Below are 11,988 nucleotides of genomic sequence, written 5' to 3'. Positions count from 1 at the left end.
ATGCATAAACTATCCGTAATTGCGGCGGCCACCGCGCTTCTCGCGGGTTGCACGATGGCGCCGTGGTATCACCGGCCCGAGGCGCCCGTCTCGCAGACGTTCCCGCAAGGCGGCGTCTACGATACGCAGCCGGGCGCCACGTCCAACCCCGGCCAGACCGGCGCGAGCGACGCAATGGAAGCCGGTGCGCCGAACGGCGCCGAGCAGAGTGCCCGCAGCGCCAACAACGCCGCGGCCACCGAGATCGGCTGGCGTGACTTCTTCGTCGATCCGCGCCTGCAAAAGCTCGTCGAGATCGCGCTGAAGAACAACCGCGACCTGCGCGTCTCGGTGCTCAACGTCGACGCGGCGCGCGCGCAGTATCAGATCACGCGCGCCGACCTGTTCCCGACCATCAACGGCGTGGGCACGGATACGCGTAACCGTTTGCCGAAGAATCTGGCAACGAACTACCCGACCAATCCGTACAGCGTGTACAACGTCGGCTTGCAGGCGTCGTGGGAAATCGACTTCTGGGGCCGCGTGCGCAGCCTGAAGGACCAGGCGTTGGCGCAGTACCTGTCCACGGCGCAGGCGCGCAAGGCCGCGGAAATCACGCTGGTCTCGCAGGTCGCCGACCAGTACCTGACGATGCTCTCCGACGACGACCTGCTGAAGGTCACGCAGGACACGCTCAAGACGGCGCAGGACTCGTATCGCATCACGAAGGCGCAGTTCGACACCGGCACCGGCACCGAACTCGATCTGCGTCAGGCGCAGACCGTGGTCGAAACGGCGCAGGCCAACCTGCAGGCGCAACTGCGCGCCCGCGCGCAGGCCGAGAACGCGCTCGTGCTGCTGATCGGCGAACCGCTGCCGGCGGACCTGCCGCAAGGCTTGCCGCTCGACGGCCAGAACCTGCTGTCGGACATCCCGGCGGGCCTGCCTTCGGACCTGCTCGCGCGTCGTCCCGACATCATGGAAGCCGAGCAGAACCTGCTCGCGGCGAACGCCAACATTGGCGCGGCGCGTGCGGCGTTCTTCCCGAAGATCTCGCTCACGGCGGCGTTCGGCACCGAAAGCCTCTCGCTCGGCGGTCTCTTCAAGGCGGGCACGGCGGCGTGGAGTTTCGTGCCGCAGGTTTCGCTGCCGATCTTCGCGGGCGGTTCGAACATCGCGAACCTGCAACTCGCGAACGTCGAGAAGCGCATCGAAATCGCCGACTACGAGAAGGCGATCCAGTCGGCGTTCCGCGAAGTGGCCGACGGCCTCGCCGCGCGCGGCACCTACGATCAGCAGATCACGGCGCTCGAACGCAGCACCTTCGCGAACCAGCGCGGTCTCGATCTGTCGGAGCTGCGCTACAAGAACGGCGTGGACAGCTATCTGCCCGTGCTGACGGCGCAAACGAGCCTGTATTCGGCGCAGCAGTCGCTGATCACGGCGCGTCTCGCGCGTCTCACGAACCTGGTCGATCTGTACCGCGCGCTGGGCGGCGGCTGGATCGAGCACGCGGGCGAAACGCCGCGTCCGGCCGACGCGCCGGTCGACTACGGCGCGGCCAGCGCGCCGGTGGCGGCTTCGGCCGCTACGGCGGGGTAATTCGCCGCGAAAGCGGGTCGATGTCGATGTCGTTGTCGTCGATCAAAAAGCAGAACGCCACGGGAAACCGTGGCGTTTTTTTTATGGGCGCACGTGGCGCAACACGAGCGCAGCACGGGCGGATCGAGGCAAAAAAAACGCCACGGTTGCCCGTGGCGTCAAACCAGCAAAAGACCCCGGCTTCACGCGGGATGCGCTCGGTCGGGAACCTCTCGCGTCAACTCAATTCTGTTTCCATTCAGCGGATTCAATGGACACTCAATCCGGCGCACTCAATGTGCGGCGGTGCGCGGCATGTCGTGTCCCGCATCCGATGCATGCGCCGAGCCGTGTGTGGCATCGTGTGCGGAATCGAGGTCGTGTCCGGCGCGGTGAATCGCACGTCCCGCGGCGCGCTCGCTCTTCACGCCGTTGAAGATCAGATTCAGCACCACCGCCGAGACCGAAGCCAGCAGAATCCCGCTATGCAGCAGCGGCGAGAACGCGGGCGGCAGCTTCGCGAAGAAGTGCGGCGAGACCACCGGCACGAGCCCGAAGCCCACGCTCACGGCCACGATGAAGAGGTTGTGCTGGTTCCTCACGAAGTCCACGCGCGAGAGCACCTTGATGCCGTTCGCCGCCACCATGCCGAACATCACGATGCCCGCGCCGCCCAGCACGAACGCCGGCACCGAGGCGACCATCTGCGCCATCTTCGGAAAGAGGCCGAGCAGCACGAGAATCACGCCGCCCATCGCGCACACGTAGCGGCTCTTCACGCCCGTCACGCCGATCAGGCCCACGTTCTGCGAAAACGAGGTGTGCGGGAACGAGTTGAAGATGCCGCCGATCATCGTGCCGAGACCGTCCACGCGCAGGCCGCGCACGAGCGTCGCCTGGTCGACGGGACGCTCGACCATGTCGCCCACCGCGAGGAACATGCCGGTCGATTCGATGAAGGTCACGAACATCACGATCACCATCGTCGCGATCGGCAGGACGTGGAACTTCGGCATGCCGAAGTGGAACGGCATCACGAAGCCGACCCACGGCGCGCTTGCCATGCCCGCGAGATTCACGCGGCCGAGCACGAGCGCCAGCACGAAGCCCGCGACAATGCCGAGCAGCACCGAGATATTGGCAACGAAGCCGCGCCCGAACTTGTTGATGAGCAGGATCAGCATCAGCACCATCAGCGAGAGGCCGAGGTAGACCGGGTTGCCGTAGTCGGGGTTGCCCACGCCGCCCGCGGCCCAGTTGATGCCCACTTCCATGAGCGACAGGCCGATCACGGCGATCACCGTGCCCACCACCACGGGCGGGAAAAAGCGCAGCAGCTTGCCGATCATCGGCGAGATCAGAATGCCGATCGCGCCCGCCGCGATGGTCGAGCCGAAGATGTCGAGAATGCCGAGCGCCGGATTCGTGCCGATGGCGATCATCGGGCCGACCGAGGCGAACGTGCAGCCCATGATGACGGGCAGGCGAATGCCGAAGATCCACAGGCCGAGCGTCTGGATGAGCGTGGCGATGCCGCACGCGAACAGGTCGGCGCTGATGAGAAAGGCGACCTGGTCTTTCGGCAGACCGATCGCGCCGCCGATGATGAGCGGCACGGCGACCGCGCCCGCGTACATCACGAGCACGTGCTGGATGCCGAGCGTGAGCAACTGGCCGAACGGCAGGCGCTCGTCGCAGGGGTGGACCCGGCTCGCGCGCGTCTGGTCCTCGATACCCTTGGCTTGCATGTCGTCTCTCTCCGTCTCTGTTGGGATATGCCTCCAAGGTATGCGGTGGAAAAAGCGCCGCCAAGACCGCTGGGGACTATTCCGTGCTTTCCGGCCACCATATGCGCGCGCGGCGAAACCGCGCCGGCAGCGGGGGCGGGGCCGATGCCGAACGGCGTCTGACAGCGCGAATCCGTGTCGTGGCGGCGCTTGCGGCGTGCGCGCGCGATTCGCGCTGGCGCGGGCCAAGGGCGGCGGCGGCCGTCGTGCATGGCGGCATCGTTATGAACTGTATTTGCCCGAACGCATGAGGGCGATTTCGCATCGCGCGAACGAGCGTCGGGTTAACCCGCGAACGCGGGGTTTTCGCGGCGAGATCGGCGCGAATCGCCGCCGGTTCAAAGCGGATTCAACGCGCGTTCGAGGCGTGGGTTTGCGCTGCGCATCCGCGCGCGACATGCGCCGGTATGATGGCCACTCCCTCTCTCTTTTCGCCTCCCATGAGCCCCACGCACACGCGCTTTCTCGGCATCGATCTCGGCACCGGTTCGCTCAAGCTGGCTATCGTCGATGGCGACGGCCACGAGCGCGCCGCCGCGAGCGTCGCTTACGCGCTGGAAACGCCGCAGCCCGGCTGGGCCGAAATCGACGTCGAGCGCTGGTGGCAGGCGCTCGTGCAGGCGAGCGCGCGCCTGCCTGAAGCCGAGCGCGAAGCGGTGCGCGCGATCGGCTTTTCCGGGCAGATGCACGGCGTCGTGCTCACCGACGCTACGGGCCGCGCCCTGCGCCGCGCCATGCTGTGGCCCGACACGCGCGCGCACGCGCTGCTCGACGCGTGGCCGGATACGCAAGCGCAGCCGCAGCCCAATCCCGTCGCGCCCGGCATGACGGGGCCGCTGCTGCGCTGGGTCGCGCTGCACGAGCCGCAGGTCGCGCAGGCCGCGCGCTGGGCGTTGCAGCCCAAAGACTGGCTGCGCGTGGCGCTCGGCGGCGCGTTCGCGGCCGATCCGTCCGACGCCTGCGCGACCGCGCTGGCCGCGCCCGACGGCACGTGGGATCTCGCGCTGATCGAGCGGCTGGGTTTGCCGGCGCGCTGGTTCGCGCCGCTCGCGGCGTCGTCGGCGCACAGCGGCGTGTTGAGCGCCGCGGCGGCCCAGGCGCTGGGCTTGCCCGCGGGCGTCGTGCTTGCCACCGGCGCCGGCGACACGCCGTGCGCGGCGCTCGGCAGCGGTCTCGCCGAAGACGGCGACGCGCTGCTCACCACGGGCACGGGCGGCCAGATCGTCGTCACGGCGCGCGCCGAGCCGCAAGCGCGGCGCGGCCTGCATCGCTACCGTTCGGCCACGGGCGGCTGGTACACCATGGCCGCGATGCAGAACGTGGGCGTGGCGCTCGAAGCGGCGCGCGGCTGGCTCGCCTACGACTGGCCGCAAGCCTACGCCGACGCCTTCGCCGCCGCGCCTTCGTCGACCCTGGCGTTCCTGCCGTATCTGAGCGGCGAGCGCTCGCCGTGGCTCGATCCGGCGGCGCGCGGCGGCTGGCTCGGCGCGGCGCTCGGCGACACGCGCGGCACGCTCATGCGCGCCGCATTCGAAGGCGTGGCGTTCGCGTTGCGCGCGGGCCTCGACGCGGTGCGCGATAGCGCGGCCGGGAGCATGCCGCCCGCGCCGGGGGCGCGCGACGCGCAGCCCGTGCCGGTGCTCAAGCTCGCGGGCGGCGGTTCCGTCGACGCGCGCTGGCGCCAGTTGCTCGCCGACGCGCTCGTGGCCGACCTGCACGCCATCGACTGCCCGAACGCGGCCGCGCGCGGTGCGGCGTTGCTCGGCGGCGTCGCGTGCGGTCACTGGCGACTCGACGATCTCGCGACGCTCGCGCCCTCGGCCACGCCGGTCGCCGCGCCGCGCGAGGACGCGGCGCTCGCGCGGCGCTATGCGCGCTTCGTCGACCTGTACGGCCGCGTGCGGAGCTGGTTTCCGTAAGCGCGGAACGCGGGTAAGGGCGAGCGGCGAGCGGCAAGCGCAATCCGTCCGTACACACCCTCACCGGGAACGAGGAGGGCTTCGACCTCATGAAAAAGGGCGAATCGATTCGCCCGGTCGTGCTTTACTAACGTCTTTCGCGTTTTTATCGAGGCACGCCATGCTTGAACTTATCGAGGAGCACGCCTGTTACGGCGGCGTGCAGCGCATCTACCGGCACCTGTCCGCGGTGATCGGCTTGCCCATGCGCTTTTCGGTGTATCTGCCGCCGGAGGTCGCCACGAACCCCGCGAAGAAAGTGCCCGCGCTGTTCTATCTCGCGGGCCTGACCTGCACCGAAGAAACCTTCCCGATCAAGGCGGGCGCGCAGCGCTTCGCCGCGCAGCACGGCATCGCGCTGATCGCGCCCGACACCAGCCCGCGCGGCGCGAACGTGCCAGGCGAAGCCGACTCGTGGGACTTCGGCGTGGGCGCGGGTTTTTATGTCGATGCCACGCGCGAACCGTGGTCGCCGCATTGGCGCATGTACAGCTACGTGCGCGACGAACTGCGCGAAACGGTGCTGCGCGAGTTGCCCGTAAACGGCGAACGGCTGGGCATTTTCGGCCATTCGATGGGCGGTCACGGCGCGCTCGTGCTCGCGCTGCGCAATCCGCAGATTTATCGCTCGGTCTCGGCGTTCGCGCCCATTGCCGCGCCCACGCGCTGCCCGTGGGGCGAGAAGGCGTTCTCGGGCTACCTCGGCGAAGACCGCGAAGCGTGGAAGCAATACGACGCGAGCGAACTCGTGGCACAGGCCACGCAAAAATTCGCGCAAGGCATTCTCGTCGATCAGGGTCTCGCCGACGCCTTCCTCGAAAAGCAGCTGAACCCCGAGGTGTTCGAAGCCGCGTGCCAGGCCGCGGGCCAGCCGCTCACGCTGCGCCGTCACGCGGGCTACGATCATGGCTACTTCTTCATCCAGAGCTTCGTCGAGGATCACCTCGCGCATCATGCGCGCGTGCTTTTGGGTTGAGCGCCAGTGTGACTTCGCGCTGAAGGCATCGGCATGAAAAAAGGCGTTGTCCCGTGCAGGGCAACGCCTTTTTTTATCGACATCGACATCGGTATCGAGCAGCGCCTAGCGTCTGCCGATCAAACTCGCGCCGTAGACGAGCGCGGCGAGCGCCGTGATCCAGAAGCTCGTCGGCCAGTCGGTGTAGAACGCGAGCGTGACGCCCAGCCACGCCTGCACGAGCGCGAGCAGCGCCGCGAGCACGAGGCCGGCGGACAGGCGCGTGGTGAGGTTCTGCGCGGCCGCGGCGGGGCCGACCATCAGCGTGAACACCAGCAGCACGCCCACGATCTGCGTGCAGGCGGCCACGGCGAGCGCGGCAATCGCGAGGAACAGCATCGACACGAGACGCAGCGACACGCCCTTGGCTTCGGCGAGTTCGGGTTGCAGCGAGGCGAACAGCAGCGGCCGCATGATGGCCGCGAGCGCCGCGAGGCTCGCGACGGCGAGCGCCGCGAGCACGCCCAGCGTTTCATGGTTCACGCCGAGCACGTTGCCGAACAGCAGCGCGGTGACCTGGGTCGCGTACGAGGTGAAGAAGTGCAGAAACAGCAGGCCGAAGCCGAGCGCGAGCGAGAGAATCACGCCGATGGCGACGTCGCGGCCCGCGAGCTTTTCGCCGAGCGCGCCCATCGAGACACCCGCCACCAGCGTGAAGCCGACCATGCCCCACATGGGCGACACGCCGAGCAGCACGGCGCCCGTCGCGCCCGTGAAGCCCACGTGCGACAGCGCGTGGCCCGCGAAAGTCTGGCCGCGCATCACGAGGAAGTAGCCCACCACGCCCGCGAGCACCGCGACAATGCCCGACGCCGCGAAGGCGTTCACCATGAAATCGTAATCAAGCATCGTGGGTGTGGCCGTGTGCGTTGTTGTTGTCGTCGTGGCCGTGGCCGTGGCTGTGGGAGTGACCGTGACCATGATCGTGCGCATGGTCGTGCTCGTGTTCGTGATCGTGCTTTTCCACCTCCACGTCGCCCGACATCACGAAGATGCGGCCTTTCATGCGCATCACCTCGATTGGCGAGCCGTAGAGGCGCGAGAGCACGGGCGCGGTGATGACTTCGTCCACGCTGCCGAGCGCGGCCACGCCGTTGCCCAGATACAGCACGCGGTCGAGCGCGTTGAGCAGCGGATTCAGTTCGTGCGCGGAAAACAGCACGGCGATGCCGAGCTCGCGCTGCACGCGGCGCACGAGTTCGACCACGCCGCGCTGGTGATGCGGGTCGAGGCTGATGAGCGGTTCGTCGAGCAGCAGCAGCTTCGGGTCGCCGAGCAGGCATTGCGCGAGCAGCAGGCGTTGGCGTTCGCCGCCCGAGAGTTCGGAAAGCGGCCGGTCGGCCAGCGCGCTCGCGCCCACCAGATCGAGCACGCGCGCGACGTCGGCGCGCGTGGCGGCGTCGGCGCGCGGCAGGCCCCAGCGGTGGCCGTCGGCGGCCATGGCCACGAAGTCGCGGCCGCGCACGCGGCGGCTCGCGAGCGCGGTGCGCGTTTGCGGCATGTAGCCGATCTTCGCGTTGCCGCGCGCCACGGGTTCGCCGAGCACGCGAATCGCGCCGCGCGAGGCCGGCACGAGGCCGAGGATCGCGCGCATCAGCGTGGTCTTGCCCGCGCCGTTCGGCCCGAGCACGCCGATGAACTCGCCCTGGTTCACGGCGAAATTCGCGTCGCGCAGGATCGTGCGCTCGCCCAGTTCGAGCGTGACGCCCGCCACCGTGAGCACGGGCGTCGCGACGCGCGACGCAACGGCGCCCGACGTAGCGGCGCCCGACGTAGCGACGCCCGACGTCGCAACCTGTGCGGCGCCGGGCGCGTGTGGATCGATGGGCGAGGGGCTGGCCCCGGTCATGACTGCTTTCCTTGCTTCAATTCGCTTCGCTTCGGTTGAATTACGTAGAGAGGCCGATCAGTTCGCCGACGGCGCGTTCAGCGCGAGCGCCTTATCCAGCGCGTCGAGCTGCGCGAGCATCCATTGCTGGAAGTTCACGCCGGCCGGCTGCGTTTCCGTCACGCTCACCGAAGGCACCTTCGACTGCTTCGCGAGCGCGAGCATGCGTCGCGTGAGCGCTTCGGTCGCCTGGCTGTTATAGATCAGCACGCGCACCTTGTGCCCGCGCAGATCGCCCTCGAACGCGGCGATATCCGACGCGCTGGCCTCGGTGTCGTTCATCGCGGCGAGCTGGAAGCGCAGATTGCGCATGTCGAGCCCGATCGCGTCCGACATATAGCCGAACACCGGTTCCGTGGCCGTGACCGGCTGGCCCTGATAGCGGGCGCGCAGCGAGGCGACCTTGGCGTCGACGGGTTCCAGCGACTTCAAAAACGCCGCAAGGTTCGCATCGTACACGCTCTTGTGCGCCGGGTCCGCAGCCCCGAGTGCGGCGCTCACGGCGCGCGCGACCGCCGGCATCGTCTTCGGGTCGTACCAGAGGTGCGGATTATCGCCTGCTTTCTTGCCGACGAGGTCCGCCGCGACGATGGTCGTGCGCGTGCCATTGCCCTTGCTGGCGCCGAGCAGCTTGCTCATCCACGGGTCGTAGTCCGCGCCGTTGTAGACCACCACGCGCGCGTGCTGGAGCGCGCGCGCCGTTTTCGGGCTCGCTTCGAACAGGTGCGGGTCCTGGTCCGGGTTGCTGAGGATGCTCGTCACGTCGACGAAATTGCCGCCGATCTGCTTGACGACGTCGCCATAGAAGTTCTCGGCCGCGACCACGGGAATCGCCGCGCTGGCTTGCGCGGCGAGGGCGGCCTGCGCGCCGCCGAATGCGGTGCCGAGCGCCAGCGCGAGCGTGGCGGCGGCGCGGGCGAAGGCCGGTGCGAAGCGTACGAGGCGCGCGGAGCGGCGGGCCGGCTGGCGGAGCGCACAGTTGGCGGCGGTGAACGTCATCATGGATCTATCCTTATGCGGGCGGCAGGCGATGTGAAAGGCGGCGTGTGAATCAGAGGGCGAAACGGGGCGCCGGGCGGCGGCGCGGATCGTAAAAAGTCGCAAAGAAGTCGCAAAGAGGCGGCGAATTCGAGATGATATAACGTATCACTCTTCTTTGCCGAATCGGCCGGGGCCGTCACCGCCGTGGCCTTGTCGCATGGGCTTCACGCGCGGGTAGCTTGCGCGGCGCACCATCGAAATCTCGCGCAATCGTGTTTGCCCGCCTTGACATGCCTCCACGCGTGTCCGATCATTCGATCACCAATCGAGCAAATGCTCGCATGCCCCTCGCAGCGCAATCGCGAGACCGGCACGAAACGACATCGGAGACAACCTCGTGGCACATCCCGCGCCCTCGGCGGCAGGACGTTTGCAGGACAAGGTGGCCGTGCTGACCGGCGCGGCAAGCGGTATCGGCGAGGCGGTGGCGCAGCGCTATCTCGACGAAGGCGCGCGCGTCGTGCTCGTCGACGTGAAGCCGGCGGACGCCATCGCGCCCGCGCTGGCCGCCGCGTATCCCGAGCGCGTGCTCGCCGTGAGCGCCGACGTCACGCGCCGCGAGGACATCGACCGGATCGTGCTCTCGGCCGCCGAACGTTTCGGCCGCATCGACATTCTCTTCAACAACGCGGCGCTGTTCGACATGCGCCCGCTTCTCGACGAATCCTGGGACGTCTACGACCGCCTCTTCAACGTCAACGTGAAGGGCATGTTCTTCCTCATGCAGGCCGTCGCGCGCCGCATGGTCGAGCAGGGCGAGGGCGGCAAGATCATCAATATGTCGTCGCAAGCGGGCCGCCGCGGCGAGGCGCTGGTGTCGCACTACTGCGCGACCAAGGCCGCCGTGCTCAGCTATACGCAGTCGGCCGCGCTCGCGCTCGCGCCGCACAAGATCAACGTGAACGGCATCGCGCCGGGCGTGGTGGACACGCCGATGTGGGAGCAGGTGGACGCGCTGTTCGCGCGCTACGAGCATCGCGAGCTGGGCGAGAAGAAGCGCCTCGTGGGCGAGGCCGTGCCGCTCGGCCGCATGGGCCTGCCCGAAGACCTCACCGGCGCCGCGCTCTTTCTCGCGTCCGCCGACGCCAATTACATCACCGCCCAGACGCTCAACGTCGACGGCGGCAACTGGATGAGCTGAGCCACACCGACCGCTGTGCAACCCTTGCAACCCATGCCAGAACCCTCACGACCGGCCTGGCGCGAATAACGTAACAAACAAGGAGACAACGCCATGAAACCAGCCTTCAAGACCGCCGCCACGTGCATCGCTCGTGCGGTCGGCGCGGGCGCACTGATCGCCGCGGCCAGCGCGGCCCATGCGCAGACCGTGACCGTCGCCATGTTGAACAACCCCGACATGATCGAGCTGAAGAAGCTCTCGCCGGCTTTCGAGAAGGCCAATCCGGGCATCAAGCTCAACTGGGTGATTCTGGAAGAAAACGTGCTGCGCCAGCGCGCCACGACCGACATCACGACCAACAGCGGCCAGTTCGACGTGATGATGATCGGCACGTACGAAGCGCCGCAATGGGGCAAGCGCGGCTGGCTCGCGCCGATGTCGAACCTGCCCGCCGACTACGATCTCGACGACGTGGTGAAGTCGGCGCGTGACGGCCTCTCGTACAACGGCACGCTTTATGCGCTGCCGTTCTACGTCGAAAGCTCGATGACGTACTACCGCAAGGACCTGTTCGCGGCGAAGGGCCTGAAGATGCCCGACCAGCCGACCTACGACCAGATCAAGGAATTCGCCGACAAGCTCACCGACAAATCGGCCGGCACCTACGGCATCTGCCTGCGCGGCAAGGCCGGCTGGGGCGAGAACATGGCGTACGTGACGACGGTGGTGAACACCTTCGGCGGCCGCTGGTTCGACGAGAAGTGGCATGCGCAACTGACCACGCCGGAATGGAAGAAGGCCGTGGGCTTTTACGTCGACCTGCTGAAGAAGGACGGCCCTCCGGGAGCCAGCTCGAACGGCTTCAACGAAAACCTCACGCTGATGTCGTCGGGCAAGTGCGCGATGTGGATCGACGCGACGGTGGCCGCGGGCATCCTGTACAACAAGCAGCAGTCGCAGGTGGCCGACAAGATCGGCTTCGCGGCGGCGCCGACGGCCGTCACGCCGAACGGCGCGCACTGGCTGTGGTCGTGGGCGCTGGCGATTCCGAAGTCGTCGAAGTCGCAGGACGCCGCGAAGAAGTTCATCGAATGGGCGACCTCGAAGCAGTACATCGAAGCGGTCGCGAAGGACGAAGGCTGGGCCTCGGTGCCCTCGGGCACGCGCACCTCGACGTATCAGCGTCCTGAGTACAAGCAGGCCGCGCCGTTCTCGGACTTCGTGCTGAAGGCGATCACGACCGCCGACCCGAACCATCCGACCGCGAAGCCGGTGCCGTACACGGGCGTGCAGTTCGTCGGCATTCCGGAGTTCCAGTCGTTCGGTACCGTGGTGGGCCAGAGCATCGCGGGCGCCGTGGCCGGTCAGATGAGCGTCGATCAGGCGCTCGCCGCGGGCAACGCCGCCGCCGACCGCGCGGTCGCGCAAGCCGGCTATCAGAAGTAACGGTGCGGTCACGAGCCGTGCCGTAAGTAGTCCGCAGTCACTTCGGTAGTTACGCCTGCGCGCGCGGGGCCGCCCGGTTCCGCGCGCGCAGGCGACGCAGTGCGGCGCCGGTCCCCCGCCGGCGCGCAACCGAGAAAGGTGGTCCTCATGCGTCATCTCCATCTCCCCAT

At 67.9% G+C, this 11,988-nt stretch carries 9 protein-coding genes; 5 read left to right on the top strand and 4 right to left on the bottom strand.

Annotated features, from left to right (window positions below; all coding sequences use genetic code 11):
- Complete coding sequence (locus tag FAZ98_RS11150; protein ID WP_158951267.1) at nucleotides 1-1,581, top strand: efflux transporter outer membrane subunit; 1,581 nt, start codon at nucleotides 1-3, stop codon at nucleotides 1,579-1,581.
- Nucleotides 1,582-1,853: 272 nt separating this feature from the next.
- Here FAZ98_RS11150 and FAZ98_RS11145 read toward each other — a convergent pair whose 3' ends face one another.
- Nucleotides 1,854-3,308 carry a nucleobase:cation symporter-2 family protein gene (locus tag FAZ98_RS11145; RefSeq protein WP_158951266.1) on the bottom strand — a complete coding sequence of 485 codons (1,455 nt, stop codon included), beginning with the start codon at nucleotides 3,306-3,308 and terminating at the stop codon, nucleotides 1,854-1,856.
- A gap of 479 nt (nucleotides 3,309-3,787) precedes the next feature.
- On the opposite strand from FAZ98_RS11145, the gene FAZ98_RS11140 reads away from it, so the two are divergent.
- Together FAZ98_RS11140 and fghA are read left to right on the top strand one after the other, a co-directional pair.
- Complete coding sequence (locus FAZ98_RS11140; RefSeq protein WP_158951265.1) at nucleotides 3,788-5,266, top strand: xylulokinase; 1,479 nt, start codon at nucleotides 3,788-3,790, stop codon at nucleotides 5,264-5,266.
- 160 nt (nucleotides 5,267-5,426) lie between these two features.
- Nucleotides 5,427-6,281, top strand: a complete 855-nt coding sequence (gene fghA / locus FAZ98_RS11135) for an S-formylglutathione hydrolase (protein ID WP_158951264.1) — start codon at nucleotides 5,427-5,429, stop codon at nucleotides 6,279-6,281.
- Between the two features lie 105 nt (nucleotides 6,282-6,386).
- On the opposite strand, the gene FAZ98_RS11130 is transcribed toward fghA, so the two are convergent.
- The 3 genes from FAZ98_RS11130 to FAZ98_RS11120 are packed head-to-tail and all read right to left on the bottom strand — an operon-like array spanning nucleotide 6,387 to nucleotide 9,207.
- The gene (locus tag FAZ98_RS11130) at nucleotides 6,387-7,169 is read right to left on the bottom strand and encodes a metal ABC transporter permease (protein ID WP_158951263.1); all 783 of its coding nucleotides are present in this window, start codon (nucleotides 7,167-7,169) and stop codon (nucleotides 6,387-6,389) included.
- Nucleotides 7,162-8,169 (bottom strand): ABC transporter ATP-binding protein, encoded by a 1,008-nt coding sequence (locus FAZ98_RS11125; protein WP_158951262.1) that lies wholly within the window; start codon nucleotides 8,167-8,169, stop codon nucleotides 7,162-7,164. The genes FAZ98_RS11130 and FAZ98_RS11125 overlap by 8 nt, the downstream gene beginning before the upstream one ends.
- A gap of 57 nt (nucleotides 8,170-8,226) precedes the next feature.
- On the bottom strand, nucleotides 8,227-9,207 hold the full coding sequence (locus FAZ98_RS11120; RefSeq protein WP_158951958.1) for a metal ABC transporter solute-binding protein: 981 nt from the start codon (nucleotides 9,205-9,207) through the stop codon (nucleotides 8,227-8,229).
- A gap of 379 nt (nucleotides 9,208-9,586) precedes the next feature.
- Between FAZ98_RS11120 and FAZ98_RS11115 the strand changes: the two genes are divergently transcribed.
- Together FAZ98_RS11115 and FAZ98_RS11110 are read left to right on the top strand one after the other, a co-directional pair.
- Nucleotides 9,587-10,390, top strand: a complete 804-nt coding sequence (locus tag FAZ98_RS11115; protein ID WP_233272605.1) for an L-iditol 2-dehydrogenase — start codon at nucleotides 9,587-9,589, stop codon at nucleotides 10,388-10,390.
- Nucleotides 10,391-10,483: 93 nt separating this feature from the next.
- Nucleotides 10,484-11,818: an ABC transporter substrate-binding protein gene (locus FAZ98_RS11110; protein WP_158951261.1), complete on the top strand. Its 1,335-nt coding sequence runs from the start codon at nucleotides 10,484-10,486 to the stop codon at nucleotides 11,816-11,818.
- The last annotated feature ends 170 nt before the right edge of the window (nucleotides 11,819-11,988 follow it).

Origin of the sequence: Paraburkholderia acidisoli, assembly GCF_009789675.1 — a bacterium.
Classification (GTDB): Bacteria; Pseudomonadota; Gammaproteobacteria; order Burkholderiales; family Burkholderiaceae; genus Paraburkholderia; species Paraburkholderia acidisoli.
This window is presented reverse-complemented; position numbering and strand designations above follow the sequence as displayed.